This window comes from Arthrobacter sp. ISL-65 (assembly GCF_018613795.1).
GTDB lineage: Bacteria > Actinomycetota > Actinomycetes > Actinomycetales > Micrococcaceae > Arthrobacter.
In genome coordinates this window covers 64,119-90,989 of record NZ_JAGGPN010000007.1, presented here as the reverse complement: position 1 = coordinate 90,989, position 26,871 = coordinate 64,119, and the positions used below count along the sequence as shown (strand labels likewise).

The 26,871-nt window shown below is 67.0% G+C and carries 25 protein-coding genes; 13 read left to right on the top strand and 12 right to left on the bottom strand.

Going from position 1 to position 26,871, the window contains the following annotated elements:
* Window positions 1–41 precede the first annotated feature (41 nt).
* Window positions 42–833 (top strand): amino acid ABC transporter permease, encoded by a 792-nt coding sequence (locus tag J7I85_RS03145; protein ID WP_214846447.1) that lies wholly within the window; start codon window positions 42–44, stop codon window positions 831–833.
* Between the two features lie 11 nt (window positions 834–844).
* On the top strand, window positions 845–1,648 hold the full coding sequence (locus J7I85_RS03140; protein WP_214846445.1) for an amino acid ABC transporter ATP-binding protein: 804 nt from the start codon (window positions 845–847) through the stop codon (window positions 1,646–1,648).
* 90 nt (window positions 1,649–1,738) lie between these two features.
* On the opposite strand, the gene J7I85_RS03135 is transcribed toward J7I85_RS03140, so the two are convergent.
* Window positions 1,739–2,284, bottom strand: coding sequence for a YceI family protein (locus J7I85_RS03135; RefSeq protein WP_214846443.1), 546 nt, complete (start codon window positions 2,282–2,284; stop codon window positions 1,739–1,741).
* Window positions 2,285–2,411: 127 nt separating this feature from the next.
* Between J7I85_RS03135 and J7I85_RS03130 the strand changes: the two genes are divergently transcribed.
* Window positions 2,412–2,879 carry a MarR family winged helix-turn-helix transcriptional regulator gene (locus tag J7I85_RS03130; RefSeq protein ID WP_214846440.1) on the top strand — a complete coding sequence of 156 codons (468 nt, stop codon included), beginning with the start codon at window positions 2,412–2,414 and terminating at the stop codon, window positions 2,877–2,879.
* Here J7I85_RS03130 and menD read toward each other — a convergent pair.
* The 5 genes from menD to J7I85_RS03105 form a co-directional block, all read right to left on the bottom strand.
* Window positions 2,876–4,606 (bottom strand): 2-succinyl-5-enolpyruvyl-6-hydroxy-3-cyclohexene-1-carboxylic-acid synthase, encoded by a 1,731-nt coding sequence (gene menD, locus J7I85_RS03125; protein ID WP_214846708.1) that lies wholly within the window; start codon window positions 4,604–4,606, stop codon window positions 2,876–2,878. The two genes, J7I85_RS03130 and menD, sit on opposite strands and share 4 nt — an antisense overlap.
* Before the next feature lie 302 nt (window positions 4,607–4,908).
* Complete coding sequence (locus tag J7I85_RS03120; RefSeq protein WP_214846438.1) at window positions 4,909–6,993, bottom strand: PhoX family phosphatase; 2,085 nt, start codon at window positions 6,991–6,993, stop codon at window positions 4,909–4,911.
* A 260-nt stretch (window positions 6,994–7,253) separates the two neighbouring features.
* Window positions 7,254–8,252 carry an o-succinylbenzoate synthase gene (locus J7I85_RS03115; RefSeq protein WP_214846436.1) on the bottom strand — a complete coding sequence of 333 codons (999 nt, stop codon included), beginning with the start codon at window positions 8,250–8,252 and terminating at the stop codon, window positions 7,254–7,256.
* A gap of 122 nt (window positions 8,253–8,374) precedes the next feature.
* Window positions 8,375–9,766: a sensor histidine kinase gene (locus tag J7I85_RS03110; protein ID WP_214846434.1), complete on the bottom strand. Its 1,392-nt coding sequence runs from the start codon at window positions 9,764–9,766 to the stop codon at window positions 8,375–8,377.
* Window positions 9,759–11,333, bottom strand: a complete 1,575-nt coding sequence (locus tag J7I85_RS03105; protein ID WP_214846432.1) for a BTAD domain-containing putative transcriptional regulator — start codon at window positions 11,331–11,333, stop codon at window positions 9,759–9,761. Before J7I85_RS03105 ends, J7I85_RS03110 begins: the two co-directional genes overlap by 8 nt.
* Window positions 11,334–11,820: 487 nt before the next feature.
* Between J7I85_RS03105 and J7I85_RS03100 the strand changes: the two genes are divergently transcribed.
* The 4 genes from J7I85_RS03100 to J7I85_RS03085 all read left to right on the top strand — a co-directional run bounded on the left by J7I85_RS03100 (window position 11,821) and on the right by J7I85_RS03085 (window position 15,152).
* A complete protein-coding gene (locus J7I85_RS03100) occupies window positions 11,821–13,494 on the top strand; it encodes a cell wall metabolism sensor histidine kinase WalK (RefSeq protein WP_214846431.1) in 1,674 nt (557 codons plus the stop codon).
* A complete protein-coding gene (locus tag J7I85_RS03095; protein ID WP_214846429.1) occupies window positions 13,491–14,201 on the top strand; it encodes a response regulator transcription factor in 711 nt (236 codons plus the stop codon). Before J7I85_RS03100 ends, J7I85_RS03095 begins: the two co-directional genes overlap by 4 nt.
* Before the next feature lie 104 nt (window positions 14,202–14,305).
* A complete protein-coding gene (locus tag J7I85_RS03090) occupies window positions 14,306–14,779 on the top strand; it encodes a hypothetical protein (RefSeq protein WP_214846427.1) in 474 nt (157 codons plus the stop codon).
* 55 nt (window positions 14,780–14,834) lie between these two features.
* On the top strand, window positions 14,835–15,152 hold the full coding sequence (locus tag J7I85_RS03085; protein WP_214846425.1) for a hypothetical protein: 318 nt from the start codon (window positions 14,835–14,837) through the stop codon (window positions 15,150–15,152).
* A gap of 126 nt (window positions 15,153–15,278) precedes the next feature.
* On the opposite strand, the gene J7I85_RS03080 is transcribed toward J7I85_RS03085, so the two are convergent.
* On the bottom strand, window positions 15,279–15,674 hold the full coding sequence (locus tag J7I85_RS03080; protein WP_214846423.1) for a hypothetical protein: 396 nt from the start codon (window positions 15,672–15,674) through the stop codon (window positions 15,279–15,281).
* A 64-nt stretch (window positions 15,675–15,738) separates the two neighbouring features.
* Window positions 15,739–15,912: a hypothetical protein gene (locus tag J7I85_RS03075; RefSeq protein WP_214846421.1), complete on the bottom strand. Its 174-nt coding sequence runs from the start codon at window positions 15,910–15,912 to the stop codon at window positions 15,739–15,741.
* A 125-nt stretch (window positions 15,913–16,037) separates the two neighbouring features.
* Here J7I85_RS03075 and J7I85_RS03070 point away from each other — a divergent pair, with 125 nt between their 5' ends.
* The 6 genes from J7I85_RS03070 to J7I85_RS03045 all read left to right on the top strand — a co-directional run bounded on the left by J7I85_RS03070 (window position 16,038) and on the right by J7I85_RS03045 (window position 21,815).
* Entirely contained in the window at window positions 16,038–17,000 is a 963-nt protein-coding gene (locus J7I85_RS03070) for a phosphatase PAP2 family protein (protein ID WP_214846419.1), read from the top strand.
* A 196-nt stretch (window positions 17,001–17,196) separates the two neighbouring features.
* The gene (locus tag J7I85_RS03065; RefSeq protein WP_214846417.1) at window positions 17,197–18,054 is read left to right on the top strand and encodes a class I SAM-dependent methyltransferase; all 858 of its coding nucleotides are present in this window, start codon (window positions 17,197–17,199) and stop codon (window positions 18,052–18,054) included.
* On the top strand, window positions 18,051–19,322 hold the full coding sequence (locus J7I85_RS03060; protein ID WP_214846415.1) for an aminotransferase class I/II-fold pyridoxal phosphate-dependent enzyme: 1,272 nt from the start codon (window positions 18,051–18,053) through the stop codon (window positions 19,320–19,322). Before J7I85_RS03065 ends, J7I85_RS03060 begins: the two co-directional genes overlap by 4 nt.
* Entirely contained in the window at window positions 19,319–19,903 is a 585-nt protein-coding gene (locus J7I85_RS03055) for a carboxymuconolactone decarboxylase family protein (protein WP_214846413.1), read from the top strand. Before J7I85_RS03060 ends, J7I85_RS03055 begins: the two co-directional genes overlap by 4 nt.
* Window positions 19,904–20,881: 978 nt before the next feature.
* A complete protein-coding gene (locus tag J7I85_RS03050; protein ID WP_214846412.1) occupies window positions 20,882–21,454 on the top strand; it encodes a hypothetical protein in 573 nt (190 codons plus the stop codon).
* A gap of 166 nt (window positions 21,455–21,620) precedes the next feature.
* Window positions 21,621–21,815: a hypothetical protein gene (locus tag J7I85_RS03045; protein ID WP_251023868.1), complete on the top strand. Its 195-nt coding sequence runs from the start codon at window positions 21,621–21,623 to the stop codon at window positions 21,813–21,815.
* A gap of 98 nt (window positions 21,816–21,913) precedes the next feature.
* Here J7I85_RS03045 and J7I85_RS03040 read toward each other — a convergent pair whose 3' ends face one another.
* The 4 genes from J7I85_RS03040 to J7I85_RS03025 are packed head-to-tail and all read right to left on the bottom strand — an operon-like array spanning window position 21,914 to window position 26,868.
* Complete coding sequence (locus tag J7I85_RS03040; RefSeq protein ID WP_214846410.1) at window positions 21,914–23,305, bottom strand: MFS transporter; 1,392 nt, start codon at window positions 23,303–23,305, stop codon at window positions 21,914–21,916.
* 15 nt (window positions 23,306–23,320) lie between these two features.
* Complete coding sequence (locus J7I85_RS25490) at window positions 23,321–25,096, bottom strand: ABC transporter ATP-binding protein (protein WP_214846408.1); 1,776 nt, start codon at window positions 25,094–25,096, stop codon at window positions 23,321–23,323.
* A complete protein-coding gene (locus J7I85_RS03030) occupies window positions 25,089–25,934 on the bottom strand; it encodes an ABC transporter permease (protein WP_214846406.1) in 846 nt (281 codons plus the stop codon). The genes J7I85_RS25490 and J7I85_RS03030 overlap by 8 nt, the downstream gene beginning before the upstream one ends.
* Window positions 25,927–26,868, bottom strand: coding sequence for an ABC transporter permease (locus J7I85_RS03025; RefSeq protein WP_214846404.1), 942 nt, complete (start codon window positions 26,866–26,868; stop codon window positions 25,927–25,929). The genes J7I85_RS03030 and J7I85_RS03025 overlap by 8 nt, the downstream gene beginning before the upstream one ends.
* Window positions 26,869–26,871: the final 3 nt, after the last annotated feature.

Below are 26,871 nucleotides of genomic sequence, written 5' to 3'. Positions count from 1 at the left end.
CGTGCGGGGCCTCAACCGCGCAAAACGAATGTGAGTACACCATGGCAATGACCGCACGACAGCGGGCCAGAGTAAGTCTGTACGTCCAGGCAGGGATTTTCGTTGTGGCCATGGCCGCACTGATCCTGGCCACCGACTGGAAGACCCTCACCACCAACGTCTTCAACTTCGGCAAGATCGGCCCGATGTTCCCGGACATCTTCTTCTCGGGCCTGAAAAACACCCTGATCTACACGTTTCTGGGGTTCATCGTGGGCCTGTCCGGGGGCCTGCTGCTGGCCCTCATGAAGCTCTCCAGCTTCCCGCTGTACCGCTGGATCGCCACTGGCTATATTGAGTTCTTCCGCGGCATCCCGGCGCTGCTGGTCTTCATCGCCTTCGGCTACGGCGTTCCGCTGGCGTTCGGTGTCCAGTGGAACGTGGCCGTCGTGGTGATGGTTTCACTGGGCATGGTGGCGGCCGCCTACATCGCCGAGACGCTTCGCGCCGGGCTGCAGGCCGTGCCCAAGGGCCAGACGGAAGCCGCGCGGTCGCTGGGCATGCCGCAGTGGCGGGCGATGGTCACGATCGTCATCCCGCAGGCCTTCAGGATTGTCCTCCCGCCGCTGACCAACGAGGTCATCCTGCTGACCAAGGACTCCTCGCTGATCTACGTGCTGGGCCTGACGGCGGCGCAGTACGAACTCACCAAGTTTGGCCGCGACGGCATCTCCAGCCTCGGTGCGGGACTCACTCCGCTCCTCGTGGCGGGTGCGTTCTACCTCGTGGTCACCATCCCGCTGAGCCTCCTGGCCCGGAAGTTCGAAAGCCGCTCCGCGCGGACCAAGCGTTAGGCAGGGAAGTCATGAACGACGTCGAAATTCACTCCCGCACCCAAAGCGGGCGCGTCCACGCCGCCGGTGTGGCCATCAAGGACCTGCGCAAATCCTACGGCTCCAACGAGGTCCTCAAAGGCATCAGCCTGGACGTCGCACCGGGGGAAGTGGTGTGCCTGATCGGCCCGTCCGGTTCCGGCAAGTCCACCCTGCTGCGGTGCGTCAACCTGTTGGAGCAGCCTAATGAAGGCAGCATCCACGTGGGCGGCTTCGACGCCACGGATGCAGACGTGGACATCGACAAGATGCGCCGCAAGGTAGGCATGGTGTTCCAGCAGTTCAACCTGTTTCCGCACCTGAACGCGCTGCGCAACTGCACGATCGCCCAGACCAAGGTGCTGAAGCGCCCGCAGGCCGAAGCCGACAAGATCGCCCGCGCCAACCTTGAGCGCGTGGGGCTTGGCCACCTCGCCGACAGGTTCCCGGACCAGCTCTCCGGCGGCCAGCAGCAGCGTGTGGCGATCGCCCGCGCGCTGAGCATGGACCCCGAGCTGATGCTCTTCGACGAGCCCACGTCGGCCCTCGACCCGGAGACCGTGGGCGACGTCCTCTCGGTCATGCGGAACCTGGCCAAGGAAGGCATGACCATGCTCGTGGTCACGCACGAGATGGGCTTCGCCCGCGAAGTCGCGGACCGCGTGGTATTCATGGACGGCGGCGTGGTGGTCGAGGAAGGGTCCGCCGAGCAGGTCGTCGGCTCCCCCACCCAGGGCCGCACCAAGGAATTCCTCCGCCGCGTGCTGGACCCGACCCACATCGAGATCGCCGAGTAGGTTCGGTTCCGGCGGGCAACTGCCCTGGCGCTGCAGGATTCCCGCAGCTCCAGGGCATTTGCGCGTCAGGACTCAGCCCCCCCCGGCGCGTCAGTTCACCGCGGCCCGCACGACCACCACCACAAAGTCCAGGTCAAAGTAGCGGCCCACCCATCCTTTGGCCCCCGTGATGCCGAACGCATAGCGGTCCAGGTGGTCCGCCCTGGCTAGCACCTGGATGCGGTCGGGATTTTGGGCTTCCCAGGACGAGACGGGCAATTGCACGGGAGCGACAACCCCATGCATGGCCACCGTCCCGAGGAGCACCATCCCGCGTTCGTCCTCCCGCACCCCGGTGGAAGCGAACTCGATGTGCGGAAAACTGGCCACGTCCAGCAGTCCCGGACCCTTGACATCGCCATCCCGCTTCGCATTGCCGGACGTGAAGCTAGCCGCGGCGATGGTCGCGGTGACGTGGCAGTCCGCGAGCGATTCGCCAATCTCCAACTGTCCGGAGGCAATGCTGAATTTGGCCCGCACCGTGCCCAGGCCGAACATGTGCCGGCCTGTGTAGGTGATGGCCGAGCGGACACCGTCGATGCGGTAGGTTCCGGCGCTGGGGATGGCAAGGACTGCTGTCTCTGGCTGGCTGGTCATGGCCGTATTCCTTTGGATTTTGCCGGAATCCCCCATACCGGGCAATTGCTGATGTATCATCAATTTTGCCGTGTATCATGCTGATACGTCAACAACTTTTTGCTCGCCCCGTATGAAAGGAACCCCCTTGCCAAAGCCCCGCTGGTTGAGCAAGGACGAGGAGGAAGCGTGGCTCGCCTACATCCTCTTCAGCCGTCAACTGGCCGCAGGGATGGAGCGCCAGCTGGCCGGAAGCGGTGTCTCCGGCGCTGATTACCAGATGCTCGCTCCGCTCGCCGAAGCCGGGGCCGCCGGCATGCGCCCGCGGGACCTGGGATACAGTGCGGGCTGGGACCGCAGCCGGCTGGCGCACCAGTTGGGACGCATGGAAAAGCGGGGCCTTGTCACCCGCGAGCCGGCTGCGGACGATGGCCGCGGCACGGTGGTCCGACTCACCGAAGCCGGGCGGGCTGCCTTGAGAGCGGCATCACCGGGCCACATCGAATGGGTCCGGGAAAACTTTCTCTCGCTGATGACGCCCGAGGACCGTCGGATGCTCGTGGCCCTTTCCGAACGGGTGATGGCCAAACTCGAGCCTGAGTCACACGCGCGCTAACCCGCGAGGACTCCCGCCGCCGCTTCCGCCACTGCCGCCTTGATCTGACGGTGCAGGTCCCGGAGTTCATGCCGGTCCGTGCGCACCTCGATGATGGTGCGTCCCGTAAACGGTGCGGCCAGCGCCTCAGCGAGTCCCGCCGTCGTACTCACCGAACAATGCCCGACGCCGTATGCCGCGGCGAGTGCCGCAATGTTCACTGAGTGCGGGGTGCCGAAGAGGCGTTCGACGGCGTCTCCGTAGCCCCCGGACTCGGCGACCGCGCCGTGTTCCAGGAGGCTGAAGATTGCGCCGCCGGAGTCGTTGAGGACCACGATCCGCAGCTGCGGCTGTTCCTCGCCGGCGCCGAGGAAGAGGCCGCCGGCGTCGTGCAGGAAGGTGACGTCGCCGAGCAGCAGGGTGGTTTCCTGGTGTCCGCCGAGGGCGATGCCGGTGGCGGTGGAAATGGTGCCGTCGATGCCGGCGAGGCCCCGGCTGGCGAAGACCGTGGCGGCCGGCTCGGGTGCGGGCTGGCCGGCGAGGTCGACGTCGCGGATGCCGTTGGATGAGCCGAGGACCAGCTGGCCGCGGGCGTGCTGCCAGACGAGCGACCCGACGGCGGGACCGGTTGCGGCGTCTGCCGTGGCGAGTATGCCGTCGACGGCATGCTGGGCGGCGGCGCCTGCGAGCAGCCAGGCGTCGAGCCAGGCGGACGAGCCCCGGCCGGCGAACTCCGCCAGTTCGGCCAGGCTGGCGATCGTCACCTCCCGGCGCCGCCCCGCCTCGTACCAGGCGACCGGCACCGGCTCATAGAGGGCCGCCGGGATGTCCGTCCGGGCCAGCAGCGCCGACACCGGCCGGGAAAGAGTGGGACGCCCGAACACCACGGCACGCTCGATGGGCAGCGCCGAGTCGGGGCCGAAGTGCTCCAGCAGCAGGCGGTACGGTCCCACGGCGTTGGGCCCGAAACGGGAGTTGGACGACGGCTCGGCCAGCAGCGGCAGGCCATGGGCGCGGGCGAAGGCCTCGGCGACCGGACCGGCGTCGTGCCCTGCGAGGACCACGGTGCGCCTTTCCGGAAGGCCGGCCGGGGCAGGGTCGAGGGTCATGGTGAGCGGGTCGGTGCCGATCCGGAACGTTCCGTGGCCGCGCTGCTCCGGCAGCCGCTCCCCCGCCTCGGGCACCAGCGGATCACGGAAGGCGAGGTTGAGCTGGACGGGTCCCGGCGGTGTGTCCTCGAAGGCACCCGTCGCGGCGGCAAGCGATGTTTCCACCGCACGCTGCGGGCTCGCGCCGGCGGGAACGTCGACGGCGAAGCGGACGTGCTCGCCGAAGAGGTCCAGCTGGACGGTGGTCTGGTTCGCGCCCGTGCCGCGCAGCTCTTCCGGCCGGTCGGCTGAGAGCACCACCAGCGGTACGGCGGCGTGGTTGGCCTCCATCACCGCAGGGAGGAGATTCCCGACGGCGGTCCCTGACGTCGTCAGCACAGCTACCGGCGCGCCGGTGGCCAGGGCCAGGCCGAGCGCGGTAAACCCCGCCGAGCGCTCGTCAATCCGCACCAGCAGTTCGACTTTCCCCGCCGCCGAGGCCTCGGCCAGCGCATAGGCCATGGGAGCGGACCGCGAGCCGGGGGCTACAACGACGTATCGGACCCCGCCGTCGAGCAGTGACGCGACTGCAATCCGTGCGGAAGCCACGGACGTAAGCGTGGGCTCGGGGCCGTGGCGAGGGGCTGGGCTGGCCGCCACGGGGTCAGCCGCTGAAGCATCGGATACGGAGGCGGACGGCTCAGTTGGTTCGTGCGAAGTCACCGAACCAGTCTGCCACCAACCGACGCTCCATCAGATCCTGCCGGTTAAGCGCCAACGCTTCCTCACGTCCTGCCGCCCAACGCCCAACGCTTCCTCACGTCCTGCCGGTTAAGCGCCAACGCTTCCTCACTTTCCCAAGGAAAGTGAGGAAGCGTTGGCCGAAAACCTGCAATATCTGAGGGGGCGTCGGGAAAACCCGACCAGATGTGAGGAAGCGTTTGGTACAGAACGAGGCGGAGCTAGGAGCGGAACACCTGGATCACGGCCGGGCGGGGAGCCCTGACCTGACCACGGCGGGGAGTCGCACCGGCGGCAACGTAGTCCGGGAAGTACGAGCGCGGCGCCTCGAAGGTGCCCTCCTCGCCCGGATGCTGCACGGAGACGAACACGGTGCGCTCGGTGTCGTGGACGATCGGCCCGCAGGTTTCGGCGTCGCGGGGCACGGCGAGGAACTGCTCCACGCGGCCGCGCTCGGGGCCGTCCAGGGTGACCTTGAACAGACCGTCGGCCTTACCGATGCCGGAAGGGGCGCCGTCGGTGGAGATCCAGAGGTTGCCCACGGAGTCGAAAGCCAGGTTGTCCGGGCAGGAAATCGGCGAGATCTGGTCGGCCGGGAAGCCGGAAAAGTAGGTGACGTCGCCGGTGGAGGGATCGCCGCAGACCATCAGCAGGTTCCACGTGAACTTGGTGGAGGTCTGGTCGCCGGTCTCCGTGATTTCGACGATGTGGCCGTCGCGGTTTTCGTTGCGCGGGTTGACCTCGGTGGCGCCTTCCTTGCCCGGCTTGCCGCGGTCCGAGTTGTTGGTGCAGGCCACGTAGACCTTGCCGGTGTGCAGGCTGGGCTGGACGTCTTCGCAGCGGTCCATCTTGGTGGGGCCCACCTTGTCCGCGGCCAGCCGCGTGTACACGAGGACTTCCTCGACGGACATGCCGGCCACCATGGACTTGCCGCCGACCACCAGGGGCAGCCATTCGCCGGTGCCGTCGAAGGAGCCGTCCGACGGAACCGAGCCCTTGCCGTCGATCTGGGCGGCCTGGGCGCTGCCGGTGAACTTCGCAACGTAGAGGTCGCCTTCGGAGAGAAGCGTCATGTTGTGCCTGCGGTCGCCCTCGCGGTACTTGGCCTTGGAGACGAACTTGTAGAGGTAATCGAAGCGCTCGTCGTCGCCGGAGTAGGCAACCACGTGGCCGGACTTGGCCACGATCACGTTGGCGCCCTCATGCTTGAAACGGCCCAGGGATGAGTGCTTCTTCGGCGTGGACGTGGGGTCGAACGGGTCCACCTCCACTATCCAGCCGAAGCGGTTGGTTTCATTTTCGTAGCCGGCATTGTTGGCGTTGAAACGCGGGTCGTCCAGCTCCCATTGCCGCGCCGTGGCCTTGTTGGTGAGGCCGTAGCGCTTGTCCGAGGCGGACGTGCCCGGAGCGACGAAGTACCCGTTGAAGTTTTCCTCGCCCGAGAGAATGGTGCCCCACGGGGTGGTTCCGCCGGAGCAGTTGCCCAGCGTGCCGTTGATCCAGCGGCCCTCGGGGTCGGCCACGGTCTTGACCAGGTCCGAGCCGGCGACCGGCCCGGTCAACTCGTAGCGGGTGCTGTTCAGGTAGCGCCGGTTCAGCGGGGCGCCCTGGACGTAGCTCCAGGGCTTGTTCTTGTTCTTGCGCTCCAGCTCGACGACGGTCAGGCCGTGGGCAGCCGCGCCCACTGCACGCACCTGCTCGGCGGGCATGCTGGCAGGGAACATGATGTTCTCGTTGGTGTATTCGTGGTTCGCGAAAAGCAGAGCGCGCCGGCCCTTGCTGCCGGGGATCTCGAGGATATCCGAGTAGTCGTTGTTGTAGCCGAACTGGCGCTCCTGTGCTGCTGCGGTCTGGTTGCCCAGCTCGAACGCCGGGGCGTCCTTGAAGATGGGGTCACCCCAGCGGATCACCGGCTGCCAGGTGAATCCTGCCGGCACCGTCACGGCGTCAACCTCGGACGCAATGGAAGGGATGGCGGTGAACTGCAGCTTGGACGCGCCCGGGCCAAAACCGTTCCTGGCGGCGGCGGACAGTCCCGTCCCGCCGTCGGGGACGGCCTTCTCGGTGGACGTCATGGCACCGCCGAGTACGACGGCGAGGGCACCGGCGGCGCCGAAGCCCAGGGCGGCGCGGCGGGACAGCGTGGTGGAGGCAATGTCGCGGAAGTAGCTGTTGGAGCTCGTGTTGCAGACGTCGCCCGCGCAGGCGTTGTCGCACTTGAGCGCGCAGGTGACAGGGCTGCGCTTGCCTTTGGTGTGGCCGAGCATGGGCAGCAGGGCGAACTTGCGTCCGGAGATTTCAGACATGGGAGAGAGACCTTCCAAGGGTTTAGATGCGGCACCGCCACCCTGCCAGCGAAAGCCAACCGGAAGCCGACACTCAGATGAAGATCCGGTGAACTCGGCACGCGGATGAGGGAGCGTCACCGAAACACCCGCAGGACCTGAGGAAGCGTCCCCAAAAACCCGACAGGACCTGAGGAAGAGTCGCCAAAAACCCGACAGGACCTGAGGAAGCGTCACCAAAAACCCGACAGGACGTTAAGGAAGCGTTTGTTGGGAGGGGGTTAGGCCGGGGCCGGGAGTGCTGCGTACGCGCGGCGGAGCCGGGCGAGCCACCATTCCCGGCGCTTGGACGGCGCGGCGTACTGCTCAAGCAGCCCCTCGTCGGCGACGGCATCGCGCAAGGTGATGGCGCCGTCGTCGGCCACCAATGGTTCGGCAATCACATCCGCGGCGAGCAGCGACACCGTTCCCAGCCCACACGCATAGGGCAGTTCCGGCAGTGCGGCGGCGAGCGCGAGCCCGGCCCGGATCCCCACGGAGGTATCCAGGGCGGAACTCACGACAGCGGGCATCCCCGCCTGCGCGACCAGCTCCAGAGCGCGCCGGACTCCCCCTAGCGGCGCCACCTTCACGACGAGGAGATCTGCCGCATCGGCCCGCGCCACCTTGAGGGGATCGTCTTCCTTGCGGACACTTTCGTCGGCCGCGATCAACACAGCCACGCCCGCCGCGCGGAGCCGCCGCCGCACCTCCGCCAGGCCCTCAATCTCCGGCACGGGCTGCTCGGCGTACTCCAGCCCCACCTCGGCCAGCCGGGTCAGCGCCTCCACCGCCGCCGGAACGTCCCAGCCGCCATTGGCATCCACACGGATGGCAGCATCCGGAAACGCGGCGCGGACAGCAGCGACGCGGGCAGCGTCGTCGTCGAGCGTCTGACCCCGTTCTGCCACCTTGACCTTGACGGCGTCCACGCGGCCGAACCGGGCAAGTATCTCCGGAACCCGCTCCGCTTCAATGGCGGGCACAGTCGCATTGACGGGGATGCTGGTCCGCAGGGGCTCCGGGAAACCGCGCCAGCCGGCCTCGATGGCGGAGGCAAGCCAGCGGGAGGCCTCGGCGTCGCCGTACTCGGGGAACGCGCCGAACTCGCCCCATCCCATCGGACCGCGGAGGAGCAGCGTTTCGCGTTCCAGGATCCCGCGGAACTTCACGCGCATGGGCAAAACCACCACGCGGGCGCTTTGCAGCAGTTCCTCGAGGGGCGGGTACGGGAGAGGCATGGATTCACTGTACCGGCGCGCCCGCCACCAATCGGCCAAGGCGAAAACCAGCGAACAGAACTACGCCGGCCCCTACGCCATTGGAGGGGTCGGCGGCCTTTGGGTGACGGTTCGTCAGGGAGTCATGCCGAGGGGACCGGGTCGTGTTCGTGCTCGACGGCGGCCGGAACCTTGGTGCCCCCGACTCCGAAGCGCGCGATCACCGTGGTGCCCCGTCCGGGAGCGGACGTCAACTGGAGCGTGCCGCCGGCCTCGCCGATGGTGTCCTTCATGATGCGCAGGCCGAAATGTCCTTCCGGCGACCCCTGGCTCTGGTCGAAGCCGCAGCCGTCGTCCTGAATGCGGATCTCCGAACCGCGGCCGTCCTGATGGAGGCGGAGCTCGGCCCTGGTCGCTTTGGAATGCTTGGCGGTGTTGGCCAGGGCCTCACGGGCCACCCGGTAGAACAGCGCCGCACGGTCCCGGTCCAGCTCACACTGCTCCGGCAGGTCCAGCTCCAGGCTGATCCCGCGTTCCCCGAGCGGATCGCCGAGCCGGGCAAGCGCCCCGGAGAGGCCGAGGCGGTTCAGGTCCGGCGGGTACAGCTCGCTGGTCATAGCCCTTAGGCTGCGGACGTTGTCCTGCAGGATCCGCCGGGCGTCGGAAAACAGCGCACGCTGGCCCACCGGGCTGTGCAGTTCCTCGGACTCCATCACGTATGACAGCCCCGAGAGCTCCTGGATCACCTCGTCGTGCAGGTCCCGCGCAATGCGTTGGCGCTCGAGCTCGGAGGCTTCGATAGCCCGGCGAAGCAGGCGGCTCCGGCCGGCTTCGTAGGCCTGGATCCTGCGTGCCAGCCGGACTGCCGGGAACAGCTGCGCAAGCTGGAGGACTGCGAGTGAAAGCAGGAACGGCGGGGCCATGCCGAACAGAACGGCAGCCTGCTCCTGGCGGACACCGTCGTCGTCGTAATAGGTCTCAAACACCAGCTTCTGCCCGTCGGGGGCAGTGACGGGCACGTAGACCTCGACGAGCTCGCCGTTTTCGACGTTGGGCGTGTTGACCTCGTCCTTCTGCATCTCGAGGTTGGCCGGGACGTCCCCGCCGTCCAGGATTTCCTGCGCCTCGTGCGGCAGGCCGAAGGTCTGGCCGATGAGCTTGAGGTCGTCCGAGTAGACGATGCGCCCGTTCTTGTCCCAGAGCCTGATCTCAAAGACGGACCTCCTCTCCATCCAGGGGCGGAGACGCTCGTCGAGCCGGTCAACCGCGGTGGGCTCGCCGGACAGGACTTCCTCGTCCAGCAGCGGCCCCACCACGTTGTTGGCCAGGTGGTCGGTGGCCTCCTTGGAGTTCTCCAAAGCATGGCGTTCCGCCTCGGACCAGATCCAGAAGGCCACCGGGGTGGTGACCACCACCAGGGCAACCAGCCCCATCAGCAGGAACCTCCGGACGGCCTTGAAAACCTCGGAATTGTGGTAGGCCGGCGATTCGAACGGGCGGAACAAGGCAGGTTTACGGAGCGATGGCCTAGCCATTGGACGGCTGCTCGAGCATGCCGCGTCGTGAAGCTTCCATGACCGATTCCAGCTGCGAGTGGGTTCCGAGCTTGGCGAAGATTGCCTTCACGTAGCCGCGGCAGGTGTTGAGGGAGATGTCCAGCTTGCTGGCCACTTCCTTCGACCCGTGGCCACCGGCCATCAGCCGAAGCACATCCAGTTCCCGGGGCGTCAGGACCGGTCCGCCGGGCTCCACGTCGCGGACCACGGGAGCCGGAGCGGGGGTGGACATGCCCAGCTGGGCCACCAGCGAGGGGTGGACCACCATGTTGCCGGCCCGCGCGTAGCGGAGGGTGTCCAGCAGGGTGGACAGCGATCCGCCCTTCGGCAGGAAGGCGCAGATGCCCATGGAGGCGGCGGTCCGCAGTGCTTCCGGCGTCGGGTCGCCGGTAAGCATGACGATCCGGGTGTTCGGGGCGTCAGCCAGGATGCGGGCAGCGGCGGTGAGGCCGTCGCCGTCGGGCAGGTGGAAGTCCATGATCACGACGTCGGGCTTGAGGGCGATGCTCTGCTCCACGCCGCTCTTGGCGGTGGTGGCCGAGGCGACGCTCCGCAGGTCGGGCTCGCGGTCGAGGGCTGCCGTCAGCAGTTCGGTGAACGTGCTGTGGTCGTCGATGGTCAGGATGCTGATTTCCCGGGTGACCTGGGAAGTTGCCTGGTGCTGAGCACCCGAATCATTGAGGTCCATGTCATCCTCGCTGGCGGCTGTTGCCTGGAGCAGCCGGGCGTGCGCTTCCCGAAGCGCGCGTCCGGGGAGGCAGCCGATCTCCTGGTCCATTACCCGGCGGCAGCGCCCGTAGGCCCGCAGTGCTTCCATGTATTGCCCGGATTCTTCCAGGCCCAAGATTAAGGCGGTCCAGGCACGCTCGTTGATGGGATCGTCCACGAGCAGTTCGCTGGCGAGGGCCACCGCGCGCTCCGGGTGTCCGACGGCGACGGCGGCTTCAGCGGCCCGTGCCTTGATGCTCGCGATGCGGGCTGAGTGGAGCGAACGCTCTTCCTCTGCCCAGCCGGCCATCAGCTCATCGCCGAGCAGTGGCATGGAGGCGATGCCGAGGGCCTTCTCGAGCAGCCGGAAGGATTCCTCGGGTGAGGCGTGCCCGGCCTGCTTCAGAAGCTCATCGAACCGGTCGAGGTCCAGGTCAACCATGCTGCGGTCGATCATGTAGCCTCCAGTAACCGTGCGGAGGGCTCCGCCCTTGCCGCTTCCGGGCTGAAGGTGGCGGCGCAGGACGCTGACGTAGCTTTCCAAAGTGGACAGTGCCTCGGACGGCGGCTGGCCATTCCACAAAACTTCGATCAGGTGGTTCTTGGAGACCGGCGTCCCCAGTTTGAGCAACAGGATTTCAAGGACCTGGCGGGGCTTGGGCCCGCCAAGCTCGTGGGATCCGATCTCCACGCCGCCGCGGCGGACACGGAGCGGCCCCAGGATGTTGATGGACAACTTCGTCGTTGTTCCACCGGCGTCTTCCATTGAGTTCGGAAGGTACTCGTCGTCGTTAACTCTCCGGGACCAACGAGTATCTTCTGCAACAGTTTGTACCATTTTGTGCACCTACTATTCCCCATGAACTGCATTCCCCATGAATGGCTTGGATTCATACTTGTCACTCGGGCAAGTATGGGCACGAGTAGCGAGTACTCGAATTTCGGTGGGGCCTCTACTTGGTTGCTTTCGCACCAAGCGGCCCATCATCAGGTTGGGGTGGCCCGCGGCTCCCCTCGAACCCCTTGCCGGGAATGCAGCCGCACCGCAAACACCAAGTTTTTCCCAAGAACCCGGGGCTAGATTCGTAGTACCGCAGTAACAGCGGTGCGATTGCGATCCTCGTCCCCGGAGGACCGCCGAATCAGCGTGAAATGGGTGATCCAATGAGACAGACCATGGCCGGGCCGGGTACAACCAAGTATTCCGAGTACTCGGCGATGAGCGTCTTTGCCGACGGCCCCGGATTTGAAAAAAATTTTGCGTGGCCGGCCCTGCCTCGCGACGTGTTACGTGCATCACACATCAGATTCGGCCAGGTGGACCAATGAACACGGCGGGCGCACTGCGCACGGAAGTAAGATCCGTCCGCTTCCGGCTGCTAGCCACGCTGCTCGTCTTCATGGCCGTGGGCCTGTTTGTCGCCGGCGCCGCCACCCATGCCGCCCAGCTGAACAGCCTCAATGACCGCGTCAACGCCGAGCTGCAATTGCCGCGCAAGAACCTGGACGAGCTCGCCAAGCGCGGCCAGCCCAATTCGGGCGCAGCTTACGCCTCCCTGAACAACCTCTTTACAACTTATCTGCGCAACGGGGCCCCCGGGGGCTACGAGTCAGTGATGACCGTGGTCCGCGGCCGCAGCGTCATACTGCCCGCCGGAAAGCAGCCGACCAATCTCAACACGGCCGCTATCACCGGCAACATGTGGGATTGGAGTGTGCCCCGTCAGACCGTAATGCGGGACATCGACCTCGACGGCCGGCAGGTCCGCCTGGCCATTACATCGGTGTCCCTGGCGGGTGGCCGCCCAGACCAGGGTCTTCTGATTGCCTCGAGCGAGATCGGAGCCCAGCGCGCGGAGGTTTTCGGTTCGATGTGGACCTTCGCTCTGGCGTCCATCACGACGCTCGCAATGACCGGTCTGGTGGGCTTTCTGGTCACCGGGCGGCTGCTGCGCCCCGTTCGGCGGCTCCGCGAGGCCACAGAGGCCACCACATTTGAGGACCTGACCAAGCGGGTGGAAGTGCCGGACAGCACCGACGACATCGCTCAGCTGGCCATGAACTTCAACCGAATGCTCGAACGGCTGGAGTCCGGATCCGACAACCAGCGCCGCTTCATCCACGACGCCAGCCACGAACTGCGCACCCCCATGACCATCATCCGCGGCTACCTGGAGCTGCTCCGGGCCGGGGACCCCGACGACGTGGACCAGACCCGCGAGCTGCTCCTGGACGAGCTCGACCGGATGCAGGAGCTGGTGGATGACCTGCTGATACTTGCCGGCAGCGGACGGCCCGACTTCGTGACGCCCGGCTGGGTGGAGGCGGATGACCTCCTGGAGGACGTCCTGAACCGCGTCCGGGTCCTCGGCGAGCGCCAGTGGCGGCTGGAGGCCAGGCCCGGCGGCCTCATCCGCGCTGACCGCCGCCGACTCACCCAGGCGCTGGAGCAGCTCGCCGCCAACGCGGTCAAACACACCTCCGCGTCGGACCGGATATCCATTGGCGGCGCCTGGGTAGAGGACGACGACGGTGCTCCCCAGGGCGGGCGGGCAGTAGTTGTGCGGGAGCTGGAAGCGCGGGACTCCGCATCGAGGGAGCTGGAAATCTGGGTCTCGGACACCGGCACCGGCATTCCGGCGGACGAGCATGAGCGCATATTCGAGCGCTTCGGCAAGGGCCGCAACTCGGCGGCCATGGAAGGCTCGGGCCTGGGCCTTTCCATCGTCAAAGCCATCGCCGAGGCACACGGCGGCACTGTGCTTCTGGAGTCGGAGGAGGGCAAAGGCAGCCGCTTCGCCCTCCGGATACCCTCCGGCGGCATAGATGAGAGCGATGAAACGGATGGCTCCGCCGCCGCGGACACCGGCGGCGGCACCGAGGGCTTCGACGCCAGGGATGATGCGCGACCCAAAAAACGGCGCGGCGGCGGCAAACCGAAGCTGGCCGGACCGGCGTCGGGCATTGAACTGGCCATCCGGACGGGAGGTACGCCTTGACGCGGATCCTGATCGCCGACGACGAGCCCCGCATTGCGGCCTTCCTCGCCAAAGGCCTCACAGCGGCCGGCTACACCACCACCCAGGTCTTCGACGGGGTGAAGGCGTTGGATTACGCGACCTCCGGGGAGTTCGACCTCCTCATCCTGGACATCACCATGCCGAGGATGGACGGTCTTACCGTCCTCAAGAACCTCCGGAACATGCACTCAACGATTCCAGTGATCGTGCTGACGGCGGCGGACAGCCTTGAGAGCACTGTGGCGGCGCTCGACGGCGGTGCGGACGACCACATGACCAAACCCTTCCGGTTCGAGGAACTGCTCTCCCGCATCAAGCTCCGGCTCCGCGGGGCGCAGGTCATTCCTTCCGTCCCGACGTTCGTCTGCGGCGACCTGTCGCTCGACGTGAACCTCCGCACGGCAGAGATCCGCGGCCGCGTGATCGACCTGTCCGCGAGGGAGTTCGTCATGGCGCGGACATTCATGGAGAACTCCGGCAAGGTACTCAGTCGCGAGCAGCTTCTGAGCCGGGTGTGGGGCTACCACTTTGAGGGGTCGTCCAACGTGGTGGACGTATACGTACGTTACCTGCGGCACAAGCTCGGCGCGGACCGCATCCAAACCGTCCGGGGTGTGGGCTACCGTCTCGTGTGCCTTGCCGGTGATGACATGAACAGCCATGGCGGTCCGGTTCAAACCCCTTAACCGCGCTAGACTCGCCCCGCCCGGCGATGAGAAGACTCTCATCTGCGTCTCATCCCTGCCTCACCTTCACACTTCAAAGTGAAGACACGAAGGAGGGCCGGCCCATGAAGAAGTGGTCGTTGCTGAGCATTCCGCTGGTGGGTTTCGCCGGAATAACTGTCTGGGCGCAGGCTGTTGCGGGGGCTCCGACAGGTACGGAACCCGGCGTGACTGTTACCGAAGGGGCCCCCCGCCACTCGGTCCAGAAGCTTGACGGATCCACGGAAAATCGGCGGCTGTCGCCAGCCACCGGCCCCACTGCCTCACCCAAGGCCACGTCGCCGGCGCTTAAATCGGCTCCGAACGATGCCACCTCCTCCCCGCTCTCCACGAAAGCAGCAAAACCGGCCCAGACGGCGCCGGCGCCCGATGACCCTTCCGCCGATTCCACCGAGGAGTCCGGCGTCGAGTTTGTGGAACCGGCCCAGGTCACTTCCCCGGTATCGGCACCCACCGACGATTCAACGTCCTCGAGCCAACTCGATGACAAAGGCGGTCTCTCCAGCAACAACGGCAGGAGTGGCAGCAGCAATGGCTAGGCGTACCCCGCGGCAATCCGAAGAAGCAGTTTCTCCCCGCAAGAAGGAGCCAGTGATGCACACGGAATTCCGCGACCTGTATGAACCCATCCCGCCGGAACGGTGGGGGGCGACGGTGGACGCCCCATTCGGCCAACCGACGACCGTGATGGTGGACGACTCAGAGCTCCATCAACAGGTCCTGGATATCATCCACAACGTGCTCGCCACGGCTGATCCGCGATCGGAGGTCCGACGCCGGCTCCTGCGCCATCTGGCAGAGAACCCCGGACATCCCGAACAGGCGCTGCTGGACCACCTGCGGGACCGGAACCGGCGCGGCGGACGTTCCGCACACAGCGGCCGGGCTGCAACAGCGGATCCGCACGTCTAGCAGACGAACAGCGCAGCACAGGCTGCCCCACAGACCGGGTACCCGCCGCGGCACGGGTACCCGACGTATGTCCGGCCCGGGTTGGTTATCAGGCTTGGTCCATCCAGTCCCTCAGAAGCCAGTCCCTCAGACGAGCAGCAGCACGAAGCCGCCGACGGTGCTCACGATGCCCACTCCGGTGAGGATCCAGCCGAGGACCAGGATGACGTTGTCGTGCTTGGGCGGTTTCAGGCCCCAGCGTGAAGGGTGGCAGAGGTCGTAGTGGAGCTCCACCTGGGTGCCGGCCACGAGGCCCCGCGCGACGTCGGAGTCCACCAGGGTCTGGCGCGAGACGTTCTCCTGGTCGGTCCAGCGAAAGCCGGTGAAGCCGCCGGCGGTGTAAACCTCACCCGTGGTCTTGGTCCACGCGCAACGGCGCCGTTCGATAATGAGTCCCCACGCGAGCAACGGCACGCCGGGGAGGAAGCCCACCCACGTCATCATTTCCAGGATGGGGCCAAGTACATCCACGAGACCGCCCATGCACCAACTTTAGCCGTCAGCCAGCCTGCGTTTAGCCCCCGGGACAGCCCCCCGGTTCAGGGCGTCAACTGCCGGTTTCCTCGGGGTGCTCCCGGGCGCGCTTCGCTTCGGGAGTCTCGCCCTGCTGCGGGATGAAATCCGGGTCCAGCTTGGTGCTGAGGTCGGTTTCGTCGCGGTCGGTTTCTGCGGGACCGGGCTCTTCGGAAACAGTGCGGGACTCGTCTGGTTTTTCGGTCATGCCCCCAACGTAATCCCCCTGCCCAATGGAGTCGAGCATCGGGCAGTGCCGGGAAGGCCTGGCGGACAGGACGCACCCACCGGCCGGACAGGCGCCTCCCAGCAAACTGTGACACCCTTGTTACGATGACTTTCCAGCTCAGGGACCCCCGCCGTAAGAAGCAAGGCCGCCAGCAGCAGGGCCGTCAGAAGCCCCGCCGGCCTGCCGGACGGATGCGCCTCGCGGCGGGCACCGGCTTCCTCTTCGCCGTGGCCACCCTGGCCTGCGCCACGGGGCTCGCTGCCACCTACTACTACTTCGTCCGCACCACGACGGGCCAGTTCATCGACGAGTCCGCCCTGGTGGAGGCCGTGGAAATACATGGGCCCGCGGGCAAGGTCACCACCCGGTTCCTGGACTGGCTGCCCACCATCTCCCTGCTGATGGCCGCCGTCGTCGTTCTTCTAGTAACGGTGATTCACCGCCGATGGCGGGCCGCCGGCATTGCCGTGGCGGCGTGCGTCGCGGCGAACATCGCAACGCAGGTACTCAAGGACCTGCTGCCGCTGCGGCCGTACCGGGGCGTAGAGACGCTGGAGCTGAACTCGCTGCCGTCCGGTCACACCACGCTGGCGGCGTCCGCGGCGGCGGCCGTGTTCCTGATGTCGTCACCGCGGTGGCGGCCGCTGGCGGGCTTTGTCGGCGGTACTTTTGCCATCGCTTCCGGGATGTCCACACTCGTGAACCAGTGGCACAGGCCGGCGGATGTGGTGGCGGCGTTCCTGGTGGTGGGCTGCTTCATGATTCCCGCGGGCTGGCTGATTCTCCGCAACGACGGCCACGAGTGGAACGTCTGGGACGGATTCGGCGGGCACTGGGGTTCGGCGCGGCTGTGGATCGGGCTGCCCATGGTGCTGGGGCTGGCCTCGGCTGCGGTGTCCGTGTATTCGCTGGTCATGATCGCTCCGGGCATCGGCCACGAGGGCAGCACCACCAACTACTTCTGGGCGGGCATCTCACTGATCGTGATCTCCGGGTACCTGGCCACCGTGGCCACGACGTCGCTGTTCGCGTATGCCGTCCGACGCCGGGACTCCCCTGGGCGCTGATCCCCGCCCCTGTTCCCACCCAAGTAAGTAGCAGCAGAGGGCGTTCTGAGCCCTGGGAACGCCCTGTGCTGCTACCCAGTTGGGGTGGGCGGCCTTTACAACCGCAGCCCGGGAAGCCCACAATGAGTCGCACCACAGCCTCCACTGATTCAACAGTGCGCTGAAACTGGACCTGCGAAAGCAGAGGTGCGCGGAAATGAACGACCAGGCCGGGGCGGACAAAGCCCTGAAGGAAAAGCACCGGGCCATGTGGGCGCAGGGCGACTACCCCGCCCTCGCCAGCGAGCTGATTGCGGATCTGGGCGCCATCCTGGTGGAAGCCTGCAACATCAAACCGCGCCAGCGCGTCCTGGATGTCGGCGCGGGCGCCGGCAATGCGGCCATCCCCGCGGCCATGATGGGTGCCCGGGTGATAGCCAGCGACCTCACCCCGGAGATGTTCGATGCCGGCCGGCGGCAGGCTGCCGACCGCGGCGTTGAGCTCGAGTGGGTGGAGGCCGACGCCGAGAATCTCCCCTTTGCGGACGGCGAGTTCGACGTCGTCATGTCTTGCCTCGGTGCCATGTTCGCCCCGCACCACCAGGCGAGCGCCGACGAACTAGTGCGCGTCTGCAGGCCGGGCGGGACCGTCGGGCTGCTGCACTGGACCCCGGAAGGTTTCATCGGCCAGATGTTCGCCGCCATGAAACCCTTCGCGCCGCCCCCTCCGCCCGGCGCGCAGCCTCCCCCGCTGTGGGGCAATGAGGACCATGTCCGTGAGCTGTTCGGCGGCCGGCTGGGCGACATCCGGGCGCGGAAGCGGACCGTTGCCATCACGAGCTTCCGCCAGCCTGAAGACTTCCTGCACTATTTCAAGTCGCACTACGGCCCCACCATCTCCGTGTACAAGTCTCTGTCCGGCGACGACGGGAAAGCCAAGGCCCTGGACGATGCCCTCACGGAACTTGCCAGCACGTACATCGAAGCCCACGGCGATACGCCCGCCCAGATGGAATGGGAGTATCTGCTGCTCACGGCGAAGGCCAATGCCAAGCCCCAGGAAACCGGGCTGTGACGGACTCCCCCGCCTCGCGCCGCGCCCTTGAGGTGGCCTCCGTTCCGTCCTTCCAGAGGATCAGCGAGCACCTCAACCATTCCACTTACGCCCGCCGCAAACATCTTCCCGGCATCTGCGACTTCACCCTGGGCAACCCGCACCAGATGCCGCAGGACGCCTACGTGGACGCCCTCCGGGACGCGCTCCACCCGCACGACGACCAGTGGTTCGCGTACAAAACCAATGAGGTGGATGCCCGGGAGGCGGCAGCGGACTCGCTGAGCCGGCTGCTCGATGTTCCGTTCGAACCCGAGGACCTTTACCTCACCACCGGCGGCTTCAGCGCAATCGCCCTCGCGCTGAAGGCGGTTGCCGATCCTGGCGACGAGGTCATCTACAGCCTGCCGCCCTGGTTCCTCTACGAACCGCTCGCTGTGGAGGCCGGGCTGGTCCCGGTCAAGGTCCGGATCGACCTCGAGACCTTCGACCTCGATCTGGCGGCCATTGAAGCGGCCATCACGGAGCGGACCCGTGTGGTGATCATCAATTCGCCGAACAACCCCACCGGCAGGATCTACCCGCCGGAACTCCTCCGCCAGCTGGCAACCCTCCTCGACGAGGCGTCGGCGCGGATAAGGCGGCGGATCTACCTGGTGTCCGACGAGCCCTACAACAGGATCGTCTTCGACGGCGCCCGCTTCCACAGCCCCGCGGAGTTCTATCCCTACACACTGCTGGCCTATTCCTACGGCAAGACGCATCTGTCGCCGGGCGAGCGGATCGGGTATCTGGCGCTGCCGTCGAGCATGCCGGACCGCAAGGAGCTCGGCAGGGCAGTAGAGGCGATGCAGTTGGCCATGGGCTGGATCTACCCCAACGCCGTGGTGCAGTACGCGCTTCCGCGGCTGGAGACGTTCACCATCGACGTCGGCCAGCTGCAGCAGAAGCGGGACCGGCTGGTCCAGGAGCTGGGCGGGATGGGATACCGGCTCCGGCCGCCCGAAGGCACCTTTTACCTGTTCATCCATTCCCCCATTCAAGACGACGGGGCCTTCACCGAGGCGCTCGGCCAAGAGGACGTCTTTGTGCTTCCGGGCGTCCTGTTCGAGACACCGGGGTTTTTCCGGATGTCCCTCACGGCCAGCGAGGACATGGTGGAGCGCAGCCTGCCCCACTTCCGGGCGGCCATCGAACGGGCGGGGCAGGACCGCCCCGAAGACGCCGAAATCAAGCTCCCCACGGGCCTTATCCCCATCATTCCCGCCAACCCAAGGAAACTGCCATGACCGTCCTGCGGACCACTCCGGAAAGTGAGGCGACCGGCCTCACCGCCAAGATTTACGACGACGATGTCCAGTCGCTGGGCTACGTCACCACGCACACCAAGACCATGGCGGTAAATCCGGAAGCTTATGAGGCATTCGAGGCCCTCCTGGGCACGATCACAGCAGCCATGGACCTACGCCGTTACGAGCTGGTCACCTTGGCGGCAGCAGCAGCCATCGGATCCACGCACTGCAGGTTGGCTCACGGACGCAAGGCCCTGAAGGCAATTCCGGAGGCAGAGCTGCTGCGGATCGCCCGTGATTTTCGGAATGCCGGGTTGCCGCCGGCCGAAGTAGCCATGATGGAGTACGCAGAGAAGCTCAGCAGTAATGCTGCGGAAATGACCAAGGCAGACGGCCTCAGGCTTCGCGAGCACGGCTTCAGCGACAAGGAAATTATGGACATCACGCTGGCGGCGGCGGCTCGGAACTATCTGAGCCGTTCCGTGCTGGCCCTCGGCGTCGAGCTCGACCGGCCTCCCACATTGAGCTCAGAGCTGCAGGACGCCCTCTTGGCTTCGATGGAAACGCACCGGGCCTAGCTGTATTACCGGCCGGTCTGCCGTTAGCAGAACATAAACTACGAGACACTGATCCCGGCCGCGGTGCCGCCGGCAGTCACCGTCTTCCATAAGTTCGGGCTGCTGACCGACGACGGCGGGTCCCCGATAGAGTTGCGGGTTGCTGGCCGGCGGACCCCTGAAGGATTGGGGTTGCCGGCCCGGCACGTCAGGGGGGTGCAATGCCGGGCCGGCCAGCTGGCTGAACGACCACTCGCGGCTGTGGCTTCGGACCAGATGGAAAAAGAGTGCCAGCGGTTCCTAGGAAAATCCCATTCAACCTTGGAGAACCGAGACCCCCCACCCGGCGACGGCCACCCGCGTGCTCGCACGGCGAGGCCTGTTCCCGGCTGGGGGGACCTCGCCCTCTTCGGCAGTCCAAGGTTCACCGGTAAATCCACCATGACCTGGCGCAACAATTACAGCAGACGGCACTTCCCCTCACGGAGATTGCCGGCAACGCCGCCGGTCTCAGCGCATGCCGGAAGGGCCCGCGGGGCGGCGCAGGTGGAAGGTGAATAAGATGATGACCACGGACCCGTACTCAGGCGGTGACAGCCACTGGCAGTCCCACAAGCCGGAGAGGCTGCCTGCTCATCAGGCTGCCGGAGGACCCTCAGCAGTTACAGGCCGGACATGTGCCGGCGAACAGCCCCTTCAACAGCCAGCGCAAGATACAGCGCAGGGTCCCGCCGCAGTCCCCCCGCGGCGGCCCGCCCAGCGCGCTCCCCAGGGCGGCATACTGCAGCGCCAACTGATGCGGGTCATCGGCGAAATCCTCGGTGACGAAGGTCTGAGATCGGACCTCCGCTTGTCACTGCTCAGGCACATCTCCGAGCATCCGGGTCACCCCGAACAGGCAATGCTGGCGCATTTGCTCGAGATCCAGGACAGAGGATGATGCCCGCCGGTTCCTGACTTCCCAACACGCAATTTTTCCGACGACCCCTGGAACGGTCCATGAAAACCAAAGCAGCCCTCGCGCTTTCCGTGGTCGGGATCCTCGTGACCGGATCCGCCGCCCTCGCCGTCAATACGCAGGTACTGAGCACCACGCCGTCCGGTACCGGCAACGCGAACAGCGTCCTCCTGCCGAACAACTCCAGCGGCACTGCGGCACCGGCCGCCGCCGTCAGCGCGAAAGCTACGCCGCATGTAACGTCCGTGGTCGACGGCGGCAGCACAGTTCCAGCCCCCGCGAAGACTACCGGGGTGCCGGAATCCGGTGACGGCAAGGGCGGCCGGCGGACGTCGCCGACGCCGTCGTCCGAGCCCGGTGACGAGCGGGACCACAGGGACGGCACTGCGACGGGTACGTCCGACGCCGGCCCTGCCGTGTCCCAGCCCGGCGGCACCTTCGGCTCCCCGCCAGGGGGCACCGGCGCTGCCGGGGATCTCGCCGTCGTCGCCGGGCAGCCGGGCGACGACAAAGGCGGCCTGCGGACCGTGCGGGAACCGGGCGATGACAAGGGCGGGCAGCGCAAGGCTTCCGAGCCCGGAGGAGACAGCGGCGGCCACGGTTCGGACGACTAAAGCGGAATTTACCTCGGGGCGAAAGCCCCCATAGCGGGCCTTCTGCACTCACGCGGGAGGCCCCGCTCGCATTACCCGCATTACTCGAAATGAGCAGGAATTTAGAAACGCTACGCCGTGGAATAGAGAACTATCTCTTTGCCTAATCCACAAATCAACCGTCCTGATGCTGAACGGCCTGAGCATCGCACCGGCCATGCACAAGATGTTCGCGCTTCCGCGGGATACACGCTTCAGTGAACTGGGCCGCCGGCTACGCCTCAGGCTGCTGATCGCACTCAGCATTTCGCAGGCGTGCTGGTGGACGGCTGTGCTGATCGGCCTCGTGAATAGCACGCTCCGCCGCTGGACGGGGATGTAACCCAGAACCCTAACGGCCCGCCCTCCCCCGCGCGCAGACCGCCCAGCTGACTCGCAGTTGTTGTCGTTTTCGAGGCTGAAAACGACAACAACTGCGAGTCAGTTGGGTATGGAGGCCCCGACCGCCGCCGTCCCGAGGGTGCTGGTGCGGTGAATTCCGCGCAACAGCCGCGGCAGCATCAGGGCAGCCAGGACCGCGAGGCCCACCATCGGCAGCCAGGGCGTCCCCGGCCACCAGTGGTTCCGGTCCGTGAGATCCAGCAGCCAGCCCAGCAGAGCATTCCCCGCCAGCACGGCGATGCCGCCACAGGTTGCGGACAGCCCGTAATACGCGCCGCGACCCGAGGCTGGCCCTTCCGGCGCGATGAACCGCGGGATCAGCGACAGGATGGTGGGCGTGAGGAGCATGTGGCCGAGGATCAGTGCACCGACGATGCCCGCCATCAGCGCCACGGAGCCGGCCTCAGCCGGACCAGTCGGCACGGTCCCTCCCACTCCAGAACGTCCCGCCCCAGAACCGCCGGCTTCCGCCTGGACAGACGTCAAAGCGGCGGCCGCCAAGGCAGCTGCCACCAGCAAGAAGCCTGCAGACATGGCTCGGCCCGGCCCCAGCCGCTGCCCGGCCGCGGCCACCGGCAGCTGCAACAGCAGTGTCAGCACGGAGGCGAGCAGGAACAGCATGGCTAGCCACGAACCGTCCAGGCCCCGCCGGTCCAGCTCAAGCGGGAAGGCGAAGTAGAGCTGGTTGTAGGCCACCATGTTGGTGCTGGCGAGCAGGCAGAACGCCACAAAGCGCCGGTTCTTCAGGCACCCGAGTGCGCTGCGGGACTGGCCCGGTGAGGCCTCAGGCTCCCTCGTTCCCGCAGTTTTCGACTTCCCCGGCGACCCGGCGGGGAGGCGGAACCACAGCACAACCGTCACCGCAACGAAGATTGCGATTCCCGCCGCCAGCGCCGCGTCAAAGCCCCACCCCAGCAGGGACGCCCCGAGCAGCGGGCCGGCGAGAGCGCCCATCTCCCCCGTGATGGCCAGCCAGACGAACACCGAGCGCCGGCCCTTGCCTAAAGCCCGCTCCTTGGCGTTGCCCGCATTGCCCGTTCGGGCACCGTTGCCATGCGCGCAGTCCGCATGTGACAGCTGCGATTCCAGCGCAGGCGAGAACAGCGCACCTCCGGCACCGGTCAGCACCGCACCCAAAAGGAACAGCGTGAAATCCGACGCCGCCGCCAGGGTCGCGTATCCCGCGATGCGGACCAGGCAGCCGGCCAGGATCGACCGCCGGGCACCCCAGCGGTCGGCCAGCAGGCCGCCGAACAGGAACATCCCCTGCTGGCTGAAGGTACGGGCGCCCAGAACAAGCCCGACGGCGGCGGCGTCAAGTGCGTAGTCCCTGCCCATGGCGCCGGCCAGGAAGGGAACCACCGCGTAGAAACCCAGATTGAACACCAGTTGCGCGCCAAGCAGGGTGCGCGTTTCAGGCAGGTATGGCATGGGTCAGGTGGGTCCTTAAGCGTCCGGGGTGCTGACGAGGTCCAGGGAACGGGACGCCTCCGGCCCGCCCCCCACACCTCCGATGACCACGGGAGCACGGGTGGCCATGGCTGCCACCCGATGAGCGCAGGCCGCCAGGTCACTGCAGGCCACCGGAGCAGCGCAGGCCGTCGGATGCGGGCGGGCCGCCGTCACCAGCTCCTTGCTGTGCCCGTGCTGGGGGTTGGCGAAGAACTCGGAGGTGCCAGCCAGCTCCACCAGGGCGCCCTGGTACAGCACGGCCACCCTGTGGCTCATGTACCGGATGACGTTCATGTCGTGGGAAATCATGATCAGCGAAAGACGGCGGTCCCGGTGCAGCCGCAGCAGCAGATCCAGGACCTTGCGCTGCGTGACCGCATCCAGCGCCGACGTCGCCTCGTCGCAGATCAGCACGGCCGGCTCCAGCAGCAGCGCCCGGGCGATCGTCAGCCGCTGCAGCTGGCCTCCCGAACACTGGCTTGGGTATCTCTCCAGCAGGTCGGGTTCCAGTTCAACATCCCGGACGGCCTGCTGGATGCGCTCCCGGCGCTCGTCGGACGTGCCCGTCCGCTGCCGCAGCAGCGGCGCTTCCAGGCTGGCGAACAGTTTCATCCGGGGGTCGAAGGCGTCGTGCGGTTCCTGGAAGACGAGCTGCACCTCTGTGCCAGGGACACCCCGGCTGACACTGCCGCCGTCGTCCTTGCCGGCCCCTCCCGGCAGTGTCCGGGTAATGCTGCCGCGGTCCGGGGCCTCAACCTCCACCAGCAGCCGGGCCAGGGTGCTCTTCCCGGAGCCTGACTGGCCCAGGACACCGAGAATCTCGCCTTCGCGAAGGCTCAGCGAGACATCATCCAGAGCCGGCCGGGCGCCCCGGCCTTTGGCGAACCTCTTGGTGACGCCGTTCAGCGCCAGGATGTCGCGGGAAGGAGCGAGGCCGGAGGCCTCCCCGGCCACCACAATACGACGGCGGGTGAGGGCGCACGCCTCCAGTAGCTCCCTGGCGCACGCGGTCCGGGGCGCGCCGAGGACGGCCCTGGCCGGGCCTTCCTCCTGGACGCGGCCGGCATCCATCACCACCACGCGGTCAGCGAACGCGGAGACGGTGGCCAGGTCGTGCGTGATGTAGAGGACGCCGAGCCCGTGCTGCCGCCGCTGCGTGTCGATCAGTTCCAGGATCTGCCGCTCCAGGACCTTGTCCAGCGCGGAAGTAGGCTCGTCGGCGAGCAGCAGTTCCGGCTGTCCGGCCATGGCCAGTGCCAGCATGGCCCGCTGCGCCATGCCGCCGGACAGCTGGTGCGGATACGCCCGGGCCACCCGCTCCGGGTCCTCGAACCCGGCGTTGGTGAGCAGCTCCAGCGCATGCGCCCTGGCCTGGCGTCCGCGCAGCCCGCGGTGCAGCTTCAACGGCTCGGCCAGGTGACTGCCAATGGTCATGCGGGGGTTGAACATCCGCTTGGGCTGCTGGTACAGCATCCCGATCCGGCCGCCACGCAGACGGTTGAGCTCTGCGCCGCTGGCCGCAAGCAGGTCGGTTCCGCCCAAGGTGATGGACCCCGACGTGGCCTGGATTTGCGGCGGCAGCAGTCCCAGGACGGACAGCGCGGTCATCGTCTTGCCGCTTCCGGACGCCCCCACCAGTGCGACGAACTCGCCGGGTGCCACGGTGAGGCCGACGCCGGAAAGCACCGGACGGGCGGATGAATCGGAAGGACCCCCGGCGGGCGCCCGCAGGCCGAGGTGCAGGTCCTCGATGATCAGGCCCTCACGCATGGGTGACCTCCGGAGCAGGAGCGGAAGCCAGCAGCAGCCGGCTGCTGGACATGCGCGCCAGGTGCTGGCCAATGAGCGTGACGCACAGCGCCACGGTGAAAATCACCAGGCCGGGGGCAAGGATGGTCATCGGCGACCTCACGGCGTACGGCTGGGCGGCGGCGAGCATCGAGCCCCAGTCGGACTGCGGGGGCTGCACGCCGAGGCCCAGGTAGGACAGGGCGCCGACGCTGATCAGGAACTGCCCGAACCGGAGCGTGGCCTGTCCCAGCAGCGGCCCGGCCAGGTGCGGCAGGATGTGCCGCCGCACAGTGAACCAGGGAGTGCAGCCCAACACGCGTGCCGCCTCGATGAAGCCGCGGGCGGAAACGTCGTAGGCCAGTGCCCGGGCGAGCCGCGCGAAGGGTGTCCAGCCTGTGACGGTCAGGGCCAGCAGCAGGGACGGATAGCCTGCTCCCATCGCGGCCACCAGGAACAGTGCCACCACCATTTCCGGCATGGCCAGCAGGATGTCGTTGGTGCGGGTGAAGAACTCGTCCAGCCACCCCCGCCGGCGCGCGCTGAGGACGCCGATCGCCGTGCCGATGACCGCGGTGAGCACCGTGGCCAGGGCAGCAATGGTCAGGGAGAAGCGGCCGCCGTCGAGCAGCCTGCTCAGGGTGTCGCGGCCCAGGTGGTCGGTGCCCAGCCAGTGGGCACCGGTGGGCGCGGACAGCCGGGAGGCGAGGTCCTGTTCGGCGGATGGATAGGGCGCGATCCAGCCGGCCAGGGCCACGGACAGCACCACGACGGCCAGCACGCAGGCGGCAAGCCGGATGTGCACAGGAAGTTTACGCATGCCGCATCCTGACCTGGGGGTTGAGGAGCCCGTGGACCAGGTCCGCCGCCGTGGTCAGCAGGACAGCCAGCCCGACGACGACCACCACTGCTCCCTGCGCCAGCGGAATGTCACTGTTCAGGACGCCGTCGAACAGCAGCCGCCCCATCCCGGGGATCGCGAAGATGACCTCGACGATGACCGACCCGCCCAGCAGGCCCGCGAACCACACGGCCGCGAGCGTGGTGAGGGGCAGCAGGCCGTTCGGGATCACGTGCTTCCGCACGGTATGGAAGTAGCTCAGACCCCTGCCCCGCGCGGCGGTGACGTGGTCGGCGCCCAGCGCGTCGAGCATTCCCTCGCGCACGGCGGAGGTGAAATGGCTCGCCGGACGCAAGGCGAGGACCGCCACGGGCAGCACGGCCGACGTCGGGCCTTCCCACCCGGCGGACGGCAGCACGGACAGTTCGAGCGCGAAGACCAGCACCAGCATGGGCGCCAGCCAGTATTCCGGCATGGCGATGAACGCCTGGGAGACGGCGGTGATGGCCTTGTCCGCCGCCCGCCCCTCGTTCAGCGCGGCAGCAATGCCGAGGATCACCGCTATCAAAGCCGCCACGGCCAGCGTCATGACCACCAGGCTGAGCGTGACCCAGAGCGCGGGCAGCACCTGGTCCACCACCGGCGTGCGGCTGGTGTAGGACAGGCCCATGTCACCGCTCGCGAAGCGCCCCAGCCACCGCAGGTACTGGGTCCACAGGGGATCCTGGAGCCCGAGCTGGGCGGTCAAGGCCTGGACGGCGGAGTCATCGATCGCGTCGCCGGCCACCCGCGAGCGGATGATCTTGCGGACCGGGTCGCCCGGGGTGACGTACGGGATGAGGAACACCACGAAAGACGCCAGAAGAACGGCGACCACCAGGGCCGCCGTTCTCCTGCCGAGGAACAGCATCATGCC

Excerpts from the sequence above, each read along its gene's own strand:
- J7I85_RS03030 (WP_214846406.1), bottom strand. The coding sequence starts at position 25,934 with ATGCGTAAACTTCCTGTGCACATCCGGCTTGCCGCCTGCGTGCTGGCC.
- J7I85_RS03145 (WP_214846447.1), top strand. The coding sequence starts at position 42 with ATGGCAATGACCGCACGACAGCGGGCCAGAGTAAGTCTGTACGTCCAG.
- J7I85_RS03025 (WP_214846404.1), bottom strand. The coding sequence starts at position 26,868 with ATGATGCTGTTCCTCGGCAGGAGAACGGCGGCCCTGGTGGTCGCCGTT.
- J7I85_RS25490 (WP_214846408.1), bottom strand. The coding sequence starts at position 25,096 with ATGCGTGAGGGCCTGATCATCGAGGACCTGCACCTCGGCCTGCGGGCG.
- J7I85_RS03140 (WP_214846445.1), top strand. The coding sequence starts at position 845 with ATGAACGACGTCGAAATTCACTCCCGCACCCAAAGCGGGCGCGTCCAC.
- J7I85_RS03105 (WP_214846432.1), bottom strand. The coding sequence starts at position 11,333 with ATGGTACAAACTGTTGCAGAAGATACTCGTTGGTCCCGGAGAGTTAAC.
- J7I85_RS03065 (WP_214846417.1), top strand. The coding sequence starts at position 17,197 with ATGAACGACCAGGCCGGGGCGGACAAAGCCCTGAAGGAAAAGCACCGG.
- J7I85_RS03100 (WP_214846431.1), top strand. The coding sequence starts at position 11,821 with ATGAACACGGCGGGCGCACTGCGCACGGAAGTAAGATCCGTCCGCTTC.
- J7I85_RS03070 (WP_214846419.1), top strand. The coding sequence starts at position 16,038 with ATGACTTTCCAGCTCAGGGACCCCCGCCGTAAGAAGCAAGGCCGCCAG.
- J7I85_RS03085 (WP_214846425.1), top strand. The coding sequence starts at position 14,835 with ATGCACACGGAATTCCGCGACCTGTATGAACCCATCCCGCCGGAACGG.
- J7I85_RS03090 (WP_214846427.1), top strand. The coding sequence starts at position 14,306 with ATGAAGAAGTGGTCGTTGCTGAGCATTCCGCTGGTGGGTTTCGCCGGA.
- J7I85_RS03050 (WP_214846412.1), top strand. The coding sequence starts at position 20,882 with ATGAAAACCAAAGCAGCCCTCGCGCTTTCCGTGGTCGGGATCCTCGTG.
- J7I85_RS03055 (WP_214846413.1), top strand. The coding sequence starts at position 19,319 with ATGACCGTCCTGCGGACCACTCCGGAAAGTGAGGCGACCGGCCTCACC.
- J7I85_RS03080 (WP_214846423.1), bottom strand. The coding sequence starts at position 15,674 with ATGGGCGGTCTCGTGGATGTACTTGGCCCCATCCTGGAAATGATGACG.
- J7I85_RS03110 (WP_214846434.1), bottom strand. The coding sequence starts at position 9,766 with ATGGCTAGGCCATCGCTCCGTAAACCTGCCTTGTTCCGCCCGTTCGAA.
- J7I85_RS03075 (WP_214846421.1), bottom strand. The coding sequence starts at position 15,912 with ATGACCGAAAAACCAGACGAGTCCCGCACTGTTTCCGAAGAGCCCGGT.
- J7I85_RS03135 (WP_214846443.1), bottom strand. The coding sequence starts at position 2,284 with ATGACCAGCCAGCCAGAGACAGCAGTCCTTGCCATCCCCAGCGCCGGA.
- J7I85_RS03120 (WP_214846438.1), bottom strand. The coding sequence starts at position 6,993 with ATGTCTGAAATCTCCGGACGCAAGTTCGCCCTGCTGCCCATGCTCGGC.
- J7I85_RS03040 (WP_214846410.1), bottom strand. The coding sequence starts at position 23,305 with ATGCCATACCTGCCTGAAACGCGCACCCTGCTTGGCGCGCAACTGGTG.
- J7I85_RS03045 (WP_251023868.1), top strand. The coding sequence starts at position 21,621 with ATGCTGAACGGCCTGAGCATCGCACCGGCCATGCACAAGATGTTCGCG.
- J7I85_RS03115 (WP_214846436.1), bottom strand. The coding sequence starts at position 8,252 with ATGCCTCTCCCGTACCCGCCCCTCGAGGAACTGCTGCAAAGCGCCCGC.